14 protein-coding genes are annotated in these 16,787 nt (G+C 62.9%); 7 read left to right on the top strand and 7 right to left on the bottom strand.

Annotated features, from left to right (window positions below):
* Positions 1-33: 33 nt before the first annotated feature.
* The 7 genes from cheB to FIV35_RS06075 all read right to left on the bottom strand — a co-directional run bounded on the left by cheB (position 34) and on the right by FIV35_RS06075 (position 8,319).
* A complete protein-coding gene (gene cheB / locus FIV35_RS06045) occupies positions 34-1,044 on the bottom strand; it encodes a chemotaxis response regulator protein-glutamate methylesterase (protein WP_034137214.1) in 1,011 nt (336 codons plus the stop codon).
* A complete protein-coding gene (locus FIV35_RS06050) occupies positions 1,041-3,320 on the bottom strand; it encodes a hybrid sensor histidine kinase/response regulator (protein ID WP_034137213.1) in 2,280 nt (759 codons plus the stop codon). The genes cheB and FIV35_RS06050 overlap by 4 nt, the downstream gene beginning before the upstream one ends.
* Entirely contained in the window at positions 3,317-4,018 is a 702-nt protein-coding gene (locus tag FIV35_RS06055; RefSeq protein WP_034137212.1) for a chemotaxis protein CheW, read from the bottom strand. Before FIV35_RS06055 ends, FIV35_RS06050 begins: the two co-directional genes overlap by 4 nt.
* Complete coding sequence (locus FIV35_RS06060) at positions 4,015-5,268, bottom strand: CheR family methyltransferase (RefSeq protein ID WP_034137211.1); 1,254 nt, start codon at positions 5,266-5,268, stop codon at positions 4,015-4,017. Before FIV35_RS06060 ends, FIV35_RS06055 begins: the two co-directional genes overlap by 4 nt.
* Entirely contained in the window at positions 5,265-5,777 is a 513-nt protein-coding gene (locus FIV35_RS06065; RefSeq protein ID WP_034112089.1) for a chemotaxis protein CheW, read from the bottom strand. The genes FIV35_RS06060 and FIV35_RS06065 overlap by 4 nt, the downstream gene beginning before the upstream one ends.
* Positions 5,777-7,420 carry a methyl-accepting chemotaxis protein gene (locus FIV35_RS06070; protein ID WP_219730056.1) on the bottom strand — a complete coding sequence of 548 codons (1,644 nt, stop codon included), beginning with the start codon at positions 7,418-7,420 and terminating at the stop codon, positions 5,777-5,779. The genes FIV35_RS06065 and FIV35_RS06070 overlap by 1 nt, the downstream gene beginning before the upstream one ends.
* A 191-nt stretch (positions 7,421-7,611) precedes the next feature.
* Positions 7,612-8,319, bottom strand: a complete 708-nt coding sequence (locus tag FIV35_RS06075) for a tellurite resistance TerB family protein (RefSeq protein WP_034137210.1) — start codon at positions 8,317-8,319, stop codon at positions 7,612-7,614.
* A 167-nt stretch (positions 8,320-8,486) separates the two neighbouring features.
* Between FIV35_RS06075 and FIV35_RS06080 the strand changes: the two genes are divergently transcribed.
* The 7 genes from FIV35_RS06080 (at position 8,487) to FIV35_RS06110 (ending at position 16,771) form a co-directional block, all read left to right on the top strand.
* Positions 8,487-9,398, top strand: a complete 912-nt coding sequence (locus FIV35_RS06080; RefSeq protein WP_034096190.1) for a LysR family transcriptional regulator — start codon at positions 8,487-8,489, stop codon at positions 9,396-9,398.
* 132 nt (positions 9,399-9,530) lie between these two features.
* Positions 9,531-10,988, top strand: coding sequence for a gamma-aminobutyraldehyde dehydrogenase (locus FIV35_RS06085; RefSeq protein ID WP_034137209.1), 1,458 nt, complete (start codon positions 9,531-9,533; stop codon positions 10,986-10,988).
* 71 nt (positions 10,989-11,059) lie between these two features.
* Complete coding sequence (gene ydcS / locus FIV35_RS06090; protein ID WP_034112087.1) at positions 11,060-12,211, top strand: putative ABC transporter substrate-binding protein YdcS; 1,152 nt, start codon at positions 11,060-11,062, stop codon at positions 12,209-12,211.
* Positions 12,212-12,410: 199 nt separating this feature from the next.
* The gene (locus tag FIV35_RS06095; protein ID WP_034137208.1) at positions 12,411-13,445 is read left to right on the top strand and encodes an ABC transporter ATP-binding protein; all 1,035 of its coding nucleotides are present in this window, start codon (positions 12,411-12,413) and stop codon (positions 13,443-13,445) included.
* A 1-nt stretch (position 13,446) separates the two neighbouring features.
* The gene (locus FIV35_RS06100; protein WP_034096187.1) at positions 13,447-14,379 is read left to right on the top strand and encodes an ABC transporter permease; all 933 of its coding nucleotides are present in this window, start codon (positions 13,447-13,449) and stop codon (positions 14,377-14,379) included.
* Positions 14,369-15,178 carry an ABC transporter permease gene (locus FIV35_RS06105; protein WP_034137207.1) on the top strand — a complete coding sequence of 270 codons (810 nt, stop codon included), beginning with the start codon at positions 14,369-14,371 and terminating at the stop codon, positions 15,176-15,178. Before FIV35_RS06100 ends, FIV35_RS06105 begins: the two co-directional genes overlap by 11 nt.
* A 168-nt stretch (positions 15,179-15,346) precedes the next feature.
* Positions 15,347-16,771, top strand: a complete 1,425-nt coding sequence (locus tag FIV35_RS06110; protein ID WP_034137206.1) for a gamma-aminobutyraldehyde dehydrogenase — start codon at positions 15,347-15,349, stop codon at positions 16,769-16,771.
* The last annotated feature ends 16 nt before the right edge of the window (positions 16,772-16,787 follow it).

Consider the following 16,787-nt stretch of genomic DNA (forward strand, 5'->3'; position numbering starts at 1 on the left):
CCACCTGCAAGCCAGCACCGCGCAAGGTCTTGCTCATTGTGCAAAGACCTCCAGCAGTCGAGGCGCAATTCTATCCAGTGGGCGAATTTCAACAGCGGCATCGATTGCCGCCGCCGCTTTGGGCATGCCATACACCGCCGAGCTTTGTTGATCCTGGGCGATGGTCAAATAACCTTGTTCACGCAGCAGTTTGAGACCCTGGGCCCCGTCGCGGCCCATGCCGGTCAGCAATACGCCGACGGCATCGCCATTCCAGTGGCTGGCGACGCTCTCGAAAAACACGTCGATCGACGGGCGATAGATCTCGTTTACCGGCTCTGCGGTGTAGGCCAGCGTACCGTTCTTCAATAAACGAATGTGATGGTTGGTCCCGGCCAGCAATACCAACCCGCTCTGGGGCGGCTCACCTTCACGGGCCAGGCGCACCGGCAGGCTGGACGCGCTGCTGAGCCACTCGGCCATGCCGGCGGCGAACACCTGGTCGACGTGCTGCACCAGCACAATGGCGGCGGGAAAGTCGCGGGGCAGGCCTTTGAGCAGGGTTTCCAGGGCCGCCGGGCCGCCGGCCGAAGAGCCGATGGCCACCAGCCGCTGGCGTTTGCCCTCGTGGCGCGGCGGCGCGGTTTCCGCGCGCACACGGCTGCCGCGCTGGCCGATCAACCAACCGATGTTGAGGATCTTGCGCAGCAACGGTGCCGCCGCATCCTGGGGGTTGCCCACGCCCAAAGCTGGCGTGTCCACCACGTCGAGGGCGCCATGGCCCATGGCTTCGAACACGCGGCTCACATTGGCTTGGCGGTCGACGGTCACGATCAGAATCGCGCACGGGGTCTCGGCCATGATCTGGCGCGTGGCCTCCACACCGTCCATTACCGGCATGATCAGGTCCATAAGGATCAGGTCAGGGGTCAGTTCGGCGCAGCGCTGCACCGCTTCCAGGCCATTGCTGGCCACCCACACCACTTGATGCGCCGGCTCTAGACTCAACGCTCGGCGCAACGCCTCGATGGCCAGCGGCATGTCATTGACGATGGCGATCTTCATGCCCGCGCGCCCCCGATCAGTTCCATCACGGCATCAAGCAAGGCGTCGTCGTGGAAACTGGCCTTGGCCAGGTAATAGTCGGCCCCGGCGTCGAGCCCGCGTCGGCGGTCTTCTTCGCGGTCTTTATACGACACCACCATCACCGGCAACGATTGCAGGCGACTGTCACGGCGCAAGAGTGTGACCAATTCGATACCGTCCATGCGAGGCATATCAATGTCAGTGATCAGCAGGTCGAAATCCTCGGAACGCAAGGCGTTCCAGCCGTCCATGCCATCGACGGCCACGGCCACTTCGTAGCCGCGATTAAGCAGCAATTTGCGCTGCAATTCACGCACCGTGAGCGAGTCATCCACCACCAGCACGCGTTTGCGCGGAGCTTCGGCGGTCTGCTGGCTGCGCCGGGCGATACGCTCAAGGCGCCCGGTATTGAGCAGTTTGTCCACCGAACGCAGCATGTCTTCGACGTCGACGATCAGCACCACCGAGCCGTCGTCGAGCAATGCACCGGCGGAAATATCCTGGACCTTGCCCAGGCGATCATCCAGCGGCAACACCACCAGGGTGCGCTCGCCGATAAAGCGCTCCACGGCAATCCCATATACCGCATCACGCTCGCGGATCACCACCACTTTCAGTGTTTCCGAAGGGTTCTGCCCCGCCGGTCGCTGCAACAATTGGCTGGCGGCGACCAGGCCGACATGCCGGCCTTCGTGCCAGAAATGCTGGCGTCCTTCCAGTTGCACGATGTCTTCCGGCGCCAGATCGCACATGCGTTCGATATGCGCCAGCGGGAAGGCATAAGCTTCTTCGCCGACCTCCACTACCAGGCTGCGCACCACCGAAAGGGTCAGCGGCACCTCCAGATGGAAACGGCTGCCCTGCCCCGCCGTCTGCTCCAGCACCACCGCGCCGCGCAGTTGGCGCACCATATGCTGCACCGCATCCAGCCCGACGCCGCGCCCGGACACCTCGGTGACTTTGTCGCGCAGGCTGAAACCCGGCAGGAACAGGAACGTCAGCAACTCCTCTTCGCTCAGGCGCAGCGCGGTCTCCAGCGGCGACAGCTTGCGCTCGACAATGGTGCCGCGCAGGCGTTCGAGGTCCACGCCATTGCCGTCGTCACTCAGCTCCAGCACTAATAGACCAGCCTGGTGCGAGGCGCACAGGCGGATCAGCCCTTCGGCCGGTTTGCCCGCCAGCACACGTTGCTCGGGCATTTCGATGCCGTGATCGACGGCATTGCGTAACAGATGAGTGAGGGGCGCTTCGAGTTTTTCCAGTACGTCGCGATCGACCTGGGTTTTCTCGCCTTCGATTTCCAGGCGGACTTGCTTGCCCAGGCTGCGGCCCAGGTCGCGCACCATGCGCACCTGCCCAGCCAGCACGTCGGCAAACGGGCGCATGCGACAGGCCAGCGCGGTGTCATACAGCACCTGGGCGCGCTGCCCGGCCTGCCAGCCGAACTCATCGAGCTCGGCGGTTTTTTCCGCCAGCAGCGCCTGGGCTTCGCTCAGCAGGCGGCGCGCATCGGCCAGGGCCTCCTGGGCTTCAAGGTTCAGGTGCTGGGTCTTGAGCTGGCCATCGAGGGTATCGAGGGCACGCACGCTCTGGCTCTGAATACGCTTGAGGCGCTGCAGGCTGACCAGGTAGGGCTTGATGCGCTGGGTTTCTACCAAAGACTTGCTCGACAGGTCCAGCAGGCTGTTCAAGCGCTCGGCGGTTACGCGCAGCACGCGCTCGCCGCCTTCCGTCATGCGCTTGCCCTGACGCGGTGGGTCGCTGGTGACGGGCGGCGCGGGCTCAGGCTCCGGCGGCAGTTCTTCAAGGACCGGCTCGGGAGCCGGCTCCGGTACTGTTGGCGGCCGGACGCTGGGGCGCGGGTGCGAGGGGTCCAGCAAGCGCTCCATCAACGCCACGTACGCCTCGATATCCGCCGGCCCCACGTCGTTGCCGGGGGTGGCGATGCGCATCAGCAGGTCGGTGCCTTGCAGCAATGCGTCGATATGTTCAGGTTGCAGATACAGACGGCTTTCCTGGGCGCTGACCAGGCAGTCCTCCATGACATGGGCCACGCTGACCCCGGCATCCACCCCCACGATGCGCGCCGCGCCTTTGAGCGAGTGGGCCGCGCGCATGCAGGCTTCGAGTTGGTCGGCCTGGGTCGGGTTGCGCTCCAGGGCCAGCAGGCCCGCGCTCAGCACCTGGGTCTGTGCATCGGCTTCCAGGCTGAACAGTTCCAGCAGCGAGGCATCACGCATCTGGTCGGGGGTCATGTAAGGCTCCGTGTCACGGCAGACAACAACTGTGCCTCGTCCAGCCAGCGCAGGCTGCGGCCCTTCCATTGCAGCACGCCCTGGGTGTAGCGCGCGCTGGCCTGGGTGCCGGACACCGACGCCGCGCTCAACGTACGCTCGTCGATGGCGTGGATACCGTCCACTTCATCCACCGGCACCACCACCGGACCATCCTGCGCGGCAATGATCAACATGCGCGGCATGCTGCGTGCGCCGCTGGGGGCACTGTCAGCGGCCTCCAGGCCCAGCATCTCAACCAGCGACAAGCACGCCACCAGCGCACCGCGCACATTGGCCACGCCGAGCAAGGCGCGCGAGCGCTGGTGCGGCAGCGAATGGATCGGTTGCAGCGGCGCCACCTCCATCAGGCAACGGGTGGCGATGCCAAGCCACTCGTCACCGAGGCGAAACATCAGCAGCGAGCGGGTCGCCACGTCCTCGTCGACCGTCTCGGCGACGTGGCCGCGATGCGCGTCCTGTTGCAAGGCATAGCGGTCCAGCAGGCGCGTGGCGGCGGCGGAATAGACCGAGCAGTTACGGCAGTGGATATGTTCCACCAGCAGCGGGCAGGATTTGTCGCCATGGACGCCGATGCGGTTCCAGCAATCGTCGATGGCTTGGGTGTCGGCCAGGGTCAGGTCCAGGCCGGTGGTGTCGAGCGCGTCGGGGCTACTCATGGTTTGGACTCACTGTCAGCTCGCTCGCTGCGGGCGGCCCGCGCCTGCAAACGACGCGCCCCCGCACTGTCGCCCTGGGATTCCAGCAGCGCGGCCAACTGCATCAGGGCCTGCGGATGCTGGGGTTCCAGGTACAAGGCTTTTCGATAATACCCCTGGGCCTGCTGGGCACTGCCCTCCACATCACTAAGCAGCCCCAGCCAATAGAACACCTGGGCGGCCGGGGGATGGTCGCTCAAATACTGTTCGCACATGGCGCGGGCCTCGGCACTTTTGCCTTGGTTGGCCAGGGTGGCGATACGGCTGAGCAAGGCGCCTGCTTCGGAGGGTGGAGCCTTGATCGGCACTACCTGGGCACTCACTGTGCTGAACGGCCGTGGTTTAGCCGGAAGCGGCGCCGCACTGCGTTGCGGCTTGGGCATCGGTATGAAGGTCGGCTCGGGCCTGACCGGTTCCGCATGCCGACTGAAGGCAAAGGACTGCGGCACTCCAATCGAGCGCATGCCGTGCCGCCCCAACAAGCTGCCTTCGGCCGGGCCGATAAACAGCACGCCGTCGACGTGGGTCAGGGCCTTGAGCACTTCGAACACTTGCTGCTGGGTCGGTTGATCGAAGTAGATCAACAGGTTGCGGCAAAACACAAAATCGTAGCTGGCCTCATTGGCCAGCAGCGCCGGGTCAAGCAGGTTGCCCACTTGCAGACGCACCTGTTCGCGCACGCGGTCGGCGATGTGGTAACCGTCGCCGTGTTCGGTGAAGTGGCGTTCGCGAAAGGCCAGGTCACCGCCGCGAAACGAATTCTTGCCATACACGCCGCGCCGGGCGCGCTCCACCGACAGCGGGCTGACATCCATGCCCTGCACCTTGAACTGATGCGGCGCCAACCCGGCATCCAGCAGGGCCATGGCGATCGAGTAAGGTTCTTCCCCGGTGGAACACGGCAGGCTAAGGATACGCAGGCCGCGCATCTGCTTGATCTCGGCCAATCGCGCGCAGGCCAAGCGCGCCAGCGTGGCGAAGGATTCGGGATAACGGAAAAACCAGGTCTCGGGGACGATCACCGCTTCGATCAGCGCTTGCTGCTCGTCGTGGGAGCGTTGCAGGCGCTGCCAGTAATCATCCGAGGTAAGTGCCCCGACAACCTGGCTGCGCTGGCGCACGGCCCGCTCGATGATGGCCTCGCCCACCGACGCCACGTCCAGGCCGATGCGTTCCTTAAGGAAGGCAAAGAAGCGCGGATCGTTGCTCATAGGCTCAGCTCGCTGGAAAACAACAGGGCGCGCACGTCATCGGTGAGCAGATCATTAACGCCGATCCACTGCATCAGGCCCTCTGCATCTTCGCGCACGGGCCCCAGGTAGGGCGCCTCGCGGTTGTCCAGGCCGTACGCTTGGAACTCTTCAAGGCCGCAACGCAGGGTGTCGGTGGCCTGCTCCAGAATCAGCCCCAGCCGGCGCGCCTCGACCCAGGGCTGCGGCTGGTAATGCACCAGCACCAGCCGAGTGCTGGTGCGGGCCTGGGCCGGCGTGCCGAAGGCCAGGGCACTGAGGTCGATGACCGGCACCAGCGCGCCGCGATGGGCGAAAATACCGGCCACCCACACAGGAGCGTGGGCGATGGGTTTGAGCGGCAGGCGCGGCAGTACTTCGGCCACTTCGGTGGCCCGTAGGGCATAGCGTTCGCTGCCGATATGAAACACCAGGAACAACGCTTTTTTCGCTGCCGGGACGGCGCCGCGTTTAGCCGCGAGTTCGCTCATCAGACTTTGAAACGCGACACGCCGCTGCGCAGACCCACCGCAACCTGGCTCAGTTCATCGATGGCGAAACTGGCCTGACGCAGGGACTCCACCGTCTGGCTGCTGGCGTCGCCCAGTTGCACCAGCGCGTGGTTAATCTGTTCGGCCCCCGTGGCTTGGGCCTGCATGCCTTCGTTGACCATCAGCACTCGCGGCGCCAGGGCCTGGACCTGATGGATGATCTGCGACAGTTGCTCGCCCACCTGCTGCACTTCGAACATGCCGCGGCGCACTTCTTCGGAGAATTTGTCCATGCCCATCACCCCGGCCGACACCGCCGACTGGATCTCACGCACCATCTGCTCGATGTCGTACGTGGCCACGGCAGTCTGGTCGGCCAGGCGCCGCACCTCGGTGGCGACCACGGCGAAGCCGCGCCCGTACTCACCGGCCTTCTCGGCTTCGATAGCGGCATTGAGCGACAGCAGGTTGGTCTGGTCGGCGACCTTGACGATGGTCACCACCACTTGGTTGATGTTGCCGGCCTTCTCATTGAGGATCGCCAGCTTGGCATTGACCAGGTCAGCGGCGCCCATTACCGAGTGCATGGTTTCTTCCATGCGCGCCAGGCCCTGCTGACCGGAACCGGCGGCCACCGATGCCTGGTCGGCGGCGGTGGAAACTTCGGTCATGGTGCGCACCAGGTCCTTGGAGGTGGCCGCGATTTCGCGGGAGGTGGCACCGATTTCGGTGGTGGTCGCCGCCGTTTCGGTGGCGGTGGCCTGTTGCTGCTTGGAGGTGGCGGCGATCTCGGTGACCGAAGTGGTCACCTGCACCGACGAGCGCTGGGCCTGGGACACCAGGGCGGTCAGCTCGGTCATCATGTCGTTGAAGCCGGTTTCGACCGCGTTGAATTCGTCCTTGCGCGACAGGTTCAGACGCTTGCTCAGGTCGCCGGTGCGCATGACCTCAAGAATTTCGACGATACGCTGCATGGGCGACATGATCGCGCGCATCAGCAGCAGACCGCACAGGCCAGCAGCCAGAATCGCCACGGCAAGCGACACGAACAAACTGATCTTGGCGGAGACCACTGCTTCATCGATGGCGGACGTTGCGTTATCGGACACGCCTTTATTTTCGGCGATGATGTCGTTGAGTTTCATGCGACCTTCAATCCAGATCGGCGTCAACTGCTCATCCAGCAACTCGTGGGCGGCCGGCAGATCGTTGGCCTGGATGCGATCGAGTACTTGCGCCAGGACCTTGTTGTAATTGCTGTGCGAGGCCTTGAAGTTATCGAACTCCATACGATCGGCCTGGTTGCCGATCGTTTTCTCGTAATTGGCCATTTGCTGTTCGATGCGCTTTTCGAAACCCTGGTAATCGGTCTTGTCGGCGCTGGTCAGGGTTTTGTCTTCACGCATACCGATGATATCGAGGGTCTGCAGATAGCTGTCGACCCACGCGCTGCGGATCATTGAGCTCAGGTAAACCCCCGGCACAGCGTCATCGCGCACGGCCTCTTGCCCAGCCTCGATTTTCATTAACCGTGAATAAGAGACCACGACCATTAACAGCATGATGGCGATAACGACCGCAAAACTTGCCAGGATCCGTTGGCGCAAGGTCCAATTCTTCACAGTACTTCCTCGAAGGGCCATTCAAATGGAGGGGAGTATAGCTGAGCAGCAGCGCTCATTTATGAATGGGTTTTGGTGGTCAACGGAGATGAACGCTAAACGCCTGTGGGAGGGGGCTTGCCCCCGATAACGATACCTCAGTTGTAAAACCTGCAACTGATGCACCGTTATCGGGGGCAAGCCCCCTCCCATATTTTGTTTTAAACCGGTGGTTATTGGTTAAGCCGTACCTGTTTTTCCAGTTCCACCTTCAAGCCGGGCTCCAGTTTGAGCTGGCGCGCCAATTCATCCAGATAGGCTTTTTCCATGAAGTTCTCTTCATCCACCAGCATCACGCTGGCGATGTACATCTCGGCGGCCATTTCCGGGGTGCCGGCGGCGCGGGCGACATCCGCCGGGTCCAGGGGCTTGTTCAGTTCGGCATGCAGCCAGTGTTGCAATTGGGGGTCATTGTCGAGTTTGGTGAACTCGCCTTCGATCAGCGCGCGCTCACGCTCGTCTACATGGCCGTCGGCCTTGGCGGCGGCGACCAACGCCTTGAGGATGCCCTGGCTGTGCTGCTCGACCTGGGCCGGTGGCAGACGGTCGATGGTTTGCGGTTCGCCTTGGGGCGCACTGGCCTGTTGCGCCTGCCAGTTGCCATAGGCTTTGTAGGCGATGACGCCCAAGGCGGCCAAACCGCCGTAGGTCAGGGCCTTGCCGCCGAATTTGCGGGCTTTTTTGTTACCCAGCAACAGCCCCATGGCACCCGCCGCGAGGGCTCCCCCGCCGGCGCCACCGAGCAGGCTGCCCAGGCCGCCACCGCCGAGCAGACCGCCCAAGGCGCCCTTGTCTTCCTGTTTGCGCTGGCCGCCGGCCTTATTCTGCAACATGTCCTGGCCGGACTTGAGCAACTGATCGAGCAATCCACGGGTGTTCATAACAGCCTCCAGACACTTGGGTTCATAGGACCAATAGGCTGCCAGCGTAAAACTAAGTGCCAAAAAACCAGGATCTAGAGTGCTTCCAGATGTAACGCCGCTGCCTATCGTATAAATCGATATACACTCAGGTACTTCTATAAAAACAGCCTTCTGGTAATTCCAGCATGATGACCTTGCGTCAAATCCGCCACTTCATTGCCGTGGCCGAGACCGGCTCGATCTCCGCCGCGGCGCAAACCGCGTTCATCTCTCAGTCGACCCTGACCCTGGCGATCCAGCAACTGGAGCAGGAGATTGGCGTCAACCTGTTCAATCGCCACGCCAAGGGCATGACCCTCACCCACCAGGGCCATCAGTTTCTGCGCCAGGCACACCTGATTCTGGCCACCGTCGACAACGCCAAGCGCAGCCTGCAACAGAGCACCGACCAGGTAGCCGGGCAATTGATCGTCGGCGTGACCAGCCTGGTGGCCGGCTACTACTTGGCCGACCTGCTGACCCGCTTCCAGCGCGCGTACCCCAATGTGGAAATCCGCGTCATGGAAGACGAGCGCCCGTATATCGAACATCTGCTGGTCAGCGGCGAAATCGACGTGGGCGTGCTGATCCTGTCCAACCTCGAAGACCGCCACGCCCTGCAGACCGAAGTCCTGACCCACTCGCCCCACCGCCTGTGGCTGCCGGCGCAGCACCCATTGCTGGAGCACGACAGCATCAACCTGGCCGATGTGGCACGCGAACCGTTGATTCAATTGAACGTCGACGAAATGGGCCACAACGCCCAACGCCTGTGGGCCGGCGCCGGCCTGCAACCGCGTGTGACCTTGCGCACGGCCTCCACCGAAGCGGTGCGCAGCCTGGTGGCGGCGGGCCTGGGGGTGTCGATCCAGCCGGACATGACCTACCGCCCCTGGTCGCTGGAAGGCGACATTATTGAAGCGCGGCCGATTGCCGACCTCAGCCAAACCCTCGACGTGGGCCTGGCCTGGCGCCGTGGCACCGCGCGGCCGACCTTGGTGGACCCGTTCCTCACCGTGGCGCGCGAACAGCCGCACCCACGCAAGCCATCTATTTAATCGAATGCTGCATTCAGTATTTAGTATTTGTTGACCTCGCGCCCGCCCTCTACTCTCGACTCATCCATAAGAGAAAGCCGGGCGCCTTGTAAGAGAACGCCCATGGCCACACAAGAAAAGAGATCGCGAAAAATGTCCGGCGCGCCCACCCCGCTGCTCACCGCGTTGCTGATCGACGGCGAACTGGTTCAAGGCCAGGGGTTTGTCGAGCCGATCCTCAACCCGGCCACCGGTGAAGTGCTGACTCAAATCGCCGAAGCCAGCACCGAGCAAGTCGAAAGCGCCATCCTTGCCGCCCACCGCGCCTTTGCCGGTTGGTCGCGGACCACGCCGCAGCAACGCGCCAACCTGCTGCTGGGCATCGCCGATGCTATTGAAAAACAAGCCGACTACCTGGCCCGCCTGGAATCGCTGAACTGCGGCAAGCCGTTGCATCTGGCGCGTCAGGATGATTTGAGCGCCACTGTGGATGTGTTCCGCTTCTTCGCTGGCGCCGTGCGTTGCCAGACCGGCCAATTGAGCGGCGAATACCTGCCGGGCTACACCAGCATGGTGCGCCGCGACCCGATCGGCGTGGTGGCCTCCATTGCGCCATGGAACTACCCGTTGATGATGGCCGCGTGGAAGATCGCCCCAGCCCTCGCCGCCGGTAATACCCTGGTGTTCAAACCGTCGGAACACACGCCGCTGTCGATCCTGGCCCTGGCACCCGTGCTCAAAGAGCTGCTGCCACGGGGCGTGATCAACATTTTGTGCGGCGGCGGCGAAGGGGTCGGCAGCCATTTGGTCAGTCATCCCAAGGTACGCATGGTGTCGCTGACCGGCGATATCGTCACCGGCCAGAAGATTCTGCAAGCCGCGTCCAAAACCCTGAAACGCACGCACCTGGAACTGGGCGGCAAGGCACCGGTGATCGTGTGTAACGACGCCGACCTGCAGGCCGTGGTCGAAGGCGTGCGCGCCTATGGCTATTACAACGCCGGGCAGGATTGCACCGCCGCATGCCGTATCTATGCCCAGGCCGGGATTCACGACAAATTGGTCGCCGAGCTGGGCGCGGCCGTCGGCAGCCTGCGCTTTGCCGGCAAACGCGACGCCGATAACGAACTCGGCCCGCTGATCAGTACACGCCAGCGCGACCGCGTCGCCAGCTTTGTCGAACGCGCCCTCGGCCAACCGCATATCGAACGGGTCACCGGCGCCGCCGTGCATTCCGGTGCCGGTTTCTATTACCAGCCCACCCTGCTGGCCGGTTGCAAGCAAAGCGATGAGATCGTGCAGCGCGAAGTGTTCGGCCCGGTGGTCACCGTGACCCGCTTCGACGAACTGGAGCAAGCGGTGGACTGGGCCAACGATTCCGAATACGGCCTGGCCTCTTCGGTGTGGACCCAGAACCTGGACAAAGCCATGCAAGTGGCGGCACGCCTGCAATACGGCTGCACCTGGATCAACAGCCACTTCATGCTGGTCAGCGAAATGCCCCACGGCGGTTTGAAGCGCTCGGGGTATGGGAAAGATCTGTCTAGCGACTCGTTACAGGACTACAGCGTGGTGCGCCACATCATGGCGCGTCACGGTCAGCACCTTTAAAACAACAACTAAGCTCATGCATCACGGCTTCACACACTGCCCCGACCATAATTAAAGAAGAGGGAACCCCCATGTCCGCGCACAAGACCGCACTGCTCAGTGCCTTGACCACCGCGCTGCTGGCCAGCGCCAGCCTGCAAGCCGCCGAACCGCTCAAGGCGGTCGGCGCCGGCGAAGGCCAGTTGGATATCGTCGCCTGGCCCGGCTATATCGAACGTGGCGAAAGCGACAAAGCCTACGATTGGGTCAGCGGTTTCGAGAAGGAAACCGGCTGCAAGGTCAATGTGAAAACCGCCGCCACCTCTGATGAAATGGTCAGCCTGATGGCCAAGGGCGGCTATGACCTGGTCACCGCCTCCGGCGATGCGTCGCTGCGGTTGATCGTCGGCAAGCGTGTGCAGCCGATCAACACCGCGCTGATTCCCAACTGGAAAAACCTCGACCCGCGCCTCAAGGATGCGCCGTGGTACGTGGTCGGCCAGCAAACCTATGGCACCCCGTACCAGTGGGGGCCGAACGTGCTGATGTACAACACCAGCGTGTTCAAGACCGCGCCCACTAGCTGGAGCGTGCTGTTCGACCCGCAGAACCTGCCGGACGGCAAGCCGAACAAGGGCCGCGTGCAGGCCTATGACGGTCCGATCTACATCGCCGACGCGGCGCTGTACCTCAAGGCCACCAAACCGGAGCTGGGAATCCAGAGCCCCTACGAGCTGACCGAAGCGCAATACAAGGCCGTGCTCGACCTGCTGCGCGCCCAGCAACCGCTGATCCACCGTTACTGGCACGACACCACCGTGCAAATGAGCGACTTCAAGAACGAAGGCGTGGTGGCCTCCAGTGCCTGGCCGTACCAAGTCAACGGGCTGGTCAACGAGAAACAGCCGATCGCCTCGACCATCCCCAAGGAAGGCGCCACCGGTTGGGCCGACACCACCATGCTGCACAGCGAGGCCAAGCACCCCAACTGCGCTTACAAGTGGATGGACTGGTCGCTGCAGCCGAAGGTCCAGGGCGATGTCGCCGCCTGGTTCGGCTCGCTGCCGGCGGTGCCGGCCGCGTGTAAAGAGAGCGAATTGCTCGGCGCCGAGGGTTGCAAGACCAATGGCTTCGACCAGTTCGACAAGATCGCCTTCTGGAAAACCCCACAGGCTGAAGGCGGCAAATTCGTGCCGTACAGCCGCTGGACCCAGGACTACATTGCGATCATGGGCGGCCGTTAAAACCATCAAGACGGCATAGACCTACTGTGGGAGGGGGCTTGCCCCCGATAGCGGTGTGACAGCCAACCCAGCTTTCACTGAACCACTGGCATCGGGGGCAAGCCCCCTCCCACATTGACCGCACTCACAGATATTTTGTTTTTTCAGAAGTCCAGGCCGGGCCGCTGCGACGACCCGCGCCTTTTTGGAGCACCGCACCATGACGCTTGCAGTCCAATTCACCCACGTTTCCCGTCAGTTCGGCGAAGTGAAAGCCGTTGACCGGGTTTGCATCGATATTGAGGACGGCGAGTTCTTTTCCATGCTCGGCCCTTCCGGCTCGGGCAAGACCACCTGCCTGCGCCTGATCGCCGGCTTCGAACAACCCAGCGCCGGCTCGATCCGCATTCATGGTGAGGAAGCCGCCGGCTTGCCGCCGTATCAGCGCGATGTGAACACCGTGTTCCAGGATTACGCGCTGTTCCCCCATATGAATGTGCGCGACAACGTGGCCTATGGCCTTAAAGTCAAAGGCGTGGGCAAGGCCGAACGGCTCAACCGCGCCGAAGAAGCCCTGGGCATGGTGGCCCTGGGCGGTTACGGCGAACGCAAACCGGTGCAACTCTCCGGCGGCCAGCGCCAACGGGTGGCCCTGGCCCGGGCGTTGGTCAATCGCCCGCGTGTGCTGCTGCTTGACGAGCCACTGGGCGCCCTCGACCTCAAGCTGCGCGAGCAGATGCAAAGCGAGCTGAAAAAGCTGCAACGCCAGCTCGGCATCACCTTTATCTTCGTGACCCACGACCAGACCGAAGCGCTGTCCATGTCCGACCGCGTGGCGGTGTTCAACAAAGGCCGTATCGAACAGGTCGACACCCCGCGCAACCTCTACATGAAACCGGCCACGGCGTTCGTCGCCGAATTCGTCGGCACCTCCAACGTGATTCGGGGCGAATTGGCCCAGCGCTTGAGCGGCAGCGCCCAACCGTTTTCGATCCGTCCGGAACATGTGCGGTTTGCCGAAGGCCCGCTGGGCGCTGGCGATGTGGAGATCAGCGGCGTGCTGCATGACATCCAGTACCAGGGCAGCGCCACCCGTTTTGAGCTGAAACTGGACAACGGCCAGACCTTGAACATCAGCCAGGCCAACAACCAGTGGCTGGACACCAGTAGCGCCCATCAGGTCGGCCAGCCCCTCACCGCGCGCTGGGCCCGACAGGCCATGACGCCGTTGACCGATAACGCAGGCGAGGTGTGACATGAGCCTGGCCCTTTCCCAACAACCGCCGATGCGCAGGTTTTCCAACCTGCTGTACCGCAAGCCCAACCTATACCTGGCGATGCTGCTGGTGCCGCCGCTGATCTGGTTCGGCGCAATCTACCTGGGCTCGTTGCTGACCTTGCTATGGCAAGGCTTCTACACCTTCGACGACTTCACCATGGCGGTCACCCCGGACCTGACCCTGGCCAACTTCGCCGCGCTGTTCCAGCCGTCGAATTTCGACATCATCCTGCGCACGCTGAGCATGGCGATCGTGGTGTCGATCGCCAGCGCCATCGTCGCCTTCCCGATTGCCTATTACATGGCGCGCTACACCACCGGCAAGACCAAGGCATTTTTCTACATCGCCGTGATGATGCCGATGTGGGCCAGTTACATCGTCAAGGCTTACGCCTGGACCTTGCTGCTAGCCAAGGGCGGCGTGGCGCAGTGGTTTGTGCAGCACCTGGGGTTGGAGCCGCTGCTGCACTTTGTGCTGGGCATTCCCGGCGTGGGCGGCAGCACCTTGAGCACCTCGCACCTGGGAAGGTTCATGGTGTTCGTCTATATCTGGCTGCCGTTCATGATCCTGCCGATCCAGGCGTCCCTGGAGCGTTTGCCGCCGTCGCTGCTGCAAGCCTCGGCCGACCTGGGGGCCAAGCCGCGCCAGACCTTTATGCAGGTGATTTTGCCGCTGTCGGTGCCGGGGATCGCCGCCGGATCGATCTTCACGTTCTCGCTGACCCTGGGCGACTTTATCGTGCCGCAACTGGTGGGCCCGCCGGGCTACTTCGTCGGCGGCATGGTGTACGCCCAGCAAGGCGCCATCGGCAATATGCCCATGGCGGCGGCGTTCACCCTGGTGCCGATCGTGCTGATCGCGATTTACCTGTCCATCGTCAAACGCCTGGGGGCCTTCGATGCACTCTGAAAAAGCATCTCTCGGTTTGCGCATGGCCGCCTGGGGCGGCTTGGTGTTCCTGCACTTCCCGATCCTGATCATCTTCCTCTACGCCTTCAATACCGAAGAAGCCGCGTTCAGCTTCCCGCCCCAGGGCTTCACCCTGAAGTGGTTCAGCGTGGCGTTCGCACGGCCCGACGTATTGGAAGCGATCAAGTTGTCGCTGCAGATCGCCGCCATCGCCACCCTGATCGCTATGGTGCTCGGCACACTGGCTTCCGCGGCGCTGTACCGGCGTGAGTTCTTCGGCAAGCAGGGCGTGTCGCTGATGCTGATCCTGCCGATTGCGCTGCCGGGGATCATCACCGGTATCGCGTTGCTGGCAACGTTCAAGACCCTGGGCATCGAGCCGGGGATGTTCACCATCATCGTCGGCCACGCCACCTTTTGTGTGGTGATCGTCTACAACAACGTCATCGCCCGCTTGCGCCGCACCTCCCACAGCCTGATCGAGGCGTCGATGGACCTGGGCGCCGACGGCTGGCAGACCTTCCGCTACATCATCATGCCCAACCTGGGCTCGGCGCTGCTGGCCGGCGGCATGCTCGCGTTTGCGCTGTCGTTCGACGAAATCATCGTCACCACCTTCACCGCCGGGCATGAGCGCACCTTGCCGCTGTGGCTGCTCAACCAGTTGAGCCGGCCACGGGATGTGCCGGTGACCAACGTAGTGGCGATGCTGGTGATGCTGGTGACGATGTTCCCGATCCTGGGCGCTTATTACTTGACCCGCGGCGGTGAAAGCGTGGCGGGCAGTGGCGGTAAATAACCTGACTCGGAGGAATGCGGTCCCGATGTGGGAGGGGGCTTGCCCCCGATAGCGGTTGGTCAGTTGTAGATGATGTGACTGAAAGGCTGTCATCGGGGGCAAGCCCCCTCCCACATTTAGAGTCGGTTCCTTCAATGGAATAACAACAGTGTTGAAGAGGATTGAACCATGCAAACCAAACTCTTGATCAACGGCCACTTGGTCGTAGGCGAAGGCCCGGCACAAGCGGTGTTCAACCCGGCCCTGGGCCGTGTGCTGGTGGAAATCAACGAAGCCAGCGAAGCCCAGGTCGACGCCGCCGTGCGCGCCGCCGATGCCGCGTTCGAAAGCTGGTCGCAAACCGCGCCCAAGGACCGCTCGCTGTTGCTGCTCAAATTGGCGGACGCCATCGAAGCCCACGGTGAAGAACTGGCCAAGCTGGAGTCGGACAACTGCGGCAAACCCTACAGCGCGGCGCTGAACGACGAGATCCCGGCGATTGCCGACGTGTTCCGCTTTTTTGCCGGTGCCAGTCGCTGCATGAGCGGTTCGGCCGGCGGCGAGTACTTGCCCGGCCATACCTCAATGATCCGCCGCGATCCGGTGGGCGTGATCGCGTCCATCGCACCGTGGAACTACCCGCTGATGATGGTCGCCTGGAAAATCGCCCCGGCCCTGGCCGCCGGTAATACCGTGGTGCTCAAACCGTCGGAACAAACCCCACTGACGGCATTGCGCATGGTGGAACTGGCGTCGGAAATCTTCCCGGTCGGCGTGCTCAACCTGGTGTTTGGCCGCGGCCCGACCGTAGGCAGCCCGCTGGTGCAGCATCCGAAAGTGCGCATGGTGTCGCTGACCGGTTCCATCGCCACCGGCGCGAACATCATCGCCAACACCGCCGACAGCGTGAAGCGAATGCACATGGAGCTGGGCGGCAAGGCACCGGTGATTATCTTCAACGACGCGGACATCGACGCCGCCGTGGAAGGCATCCGCACCTTCGGTTTCTACAACGCCGGCCAGGACTGCACGGCGGCGTGCCGTATCTATGCCCAGGCGGACATCTACGACGCCTTTGTCGAGAAACTCGGCGCGGCGGTTGCCAGCATCAAGTACGGTTTGCAGGATGACCCGAGCACCGAGCTGGGGCCATTGATCACCGCGCAACATCGCGACCGCGTGGCCGGGTTTGTCGAACGTGCCGTGGCGCAATCGCATATCCGTCTGATCACCGGCGGCAAGGCCGTAGAAGGCAACGGGTTCTTCTTTGAACCGACCGTGCTGGCCGACGCCCAGCAAGACGACGAAATCGTGCGCCGCGAGGTGTTCGGGCCGGTGGTGTCGGTTACCAAATTCTCGGATGAAGCCCAGGTGCTGGGTTGGGCCAATGATTCGGACTACGGCCTCGCGTCATCCGTGTGGACGGCCGACGTAGGACGCGCCCATCGCCTGGCCGCGCGCTTGCAATACGGCTGCACCTGGGTGAACACCCATTTCATGCTCGTCAGCGAAATGCCCCACGGCGGTCAGAAACTGTCGGGGTATGGCAAAGACATGTCCATGTATGGGCTGGAGGACTACACCACGGTCCGGCATGTGATGTTCAAGCATTGATTCGCCGCCCCCCTGC

The organism is Pseudomonas rhodesiae (genome assembly GCF_007858255.1).
GTDB lineage: Bacteria > Pseudomonadota > Gammaproteobacteria > Pseudomonadales > Pseudomonadaceae > Aquipseudomonas > Aquipseudomonas rhodesiae.

Excerpts from the sequence above, each read along its gene's own strand:
- FIV35_RS06065 (WP_034112089.1), bottom strand. The coding sequence starts at position 5,777 with ATGAGCGAACTCGCGGCTAAACGCGGCGCCGTCCCGGCAGCGAAAAAA.
- FIV35_RS06095 (WP_034137208.1), top strand. The coding sequence starts at position 12,411 with ATGACGCTTGCAGTCCAATTCACCCACGTTTCCCGTCAGTTCGGCGAA.
- FIV35_RS06110 (WP_034137206.1), top strand. The coding sequence starts at position 15,347 with ATGCAAACCAAACTCTTGATCAACGGCCACTTGGTCGTAGGCGAAGGC.
- FIV35_RS06070 (WP_219730056.1), bottom strand. The coding sequence starts at position 7,420 with ATGGCCCTTCGAGGAAGTACTGTGAAGAATTGGACCTTGCGCCAACGG.
- FIV35_RS06060 (WP_034137211.1), bottom strand. The coding sequence starts at position 5,268 with ATGAGCAACGATCCGCGCTTCTTTGCCTTCCTTAAGGAACGCATCGGC.
- FIV35_RS06075 (WP_034137210.1), bottom strand. The coding sequence starts at position 8,319 with ATGAACACCCGTGGATTGCTCGATCAGTTGCTCAAGTCCGGCCAGGAC.
- FIV35_RS06100 (WP_034096187.1), top strand. The coding sequence starts at position 13,447 with ATGAGCCTGGCCCTTTCCCAACAACCGCCGATGCGCAGGTTTTCCAAC.
- ydcS (WP_034112087.1), top strand. The coding sequence starts at position 11,060 with ATGTCCGCGCACAAGACCGCACTGCTCAGTGCCTTGACCACCGCGCTG.
- FIV35_RS06080 (WP_034096190.1), top strand. The coding sequence starts at position 8,487 with ATGATGACCTTGCGTCAAATCCGCCACTTCATTGCCGTGGCCGAGACC.
- FIV35_RS06085 (WP_034137209.1), top strand. The coding sequence starts at position 9,531 with ATGTCCGGCGCGCCCACCCCGCTGCTCACCGCGTTGCTGATCGACGGC.
- cheB (WP_034137214.1), bottom strand. The coding sequence starts at position 1,044 with ATGAAGATCGCCATCGTCAATGACATGCCGCTGGCCATCGAGGCGTTG.
- FIV35_RS06105 (WP_034137207.1), top strand. The coding sequence starts at position 14,369 with ATGCACTCTGAAAAAGCATCTCTCGGTTTGCGCATGGCCGCCTGGGGC.
- FIV35_RS06055 (WP_034137212.1), bottom strand. The coding sequence starts at position 4,018 with ATGAGTAGCCCCGACGCGCTCGACACCACCGGCCTGGACCTGACCCTG.
- FIV35_RS06050 (WP_034137213.1), bottom strand. The coding sequence starts at position 3,320 with ATGACCCCCGACCAGATGCGTGATGCCTCGCTGCTGGAACTGTTCAGC.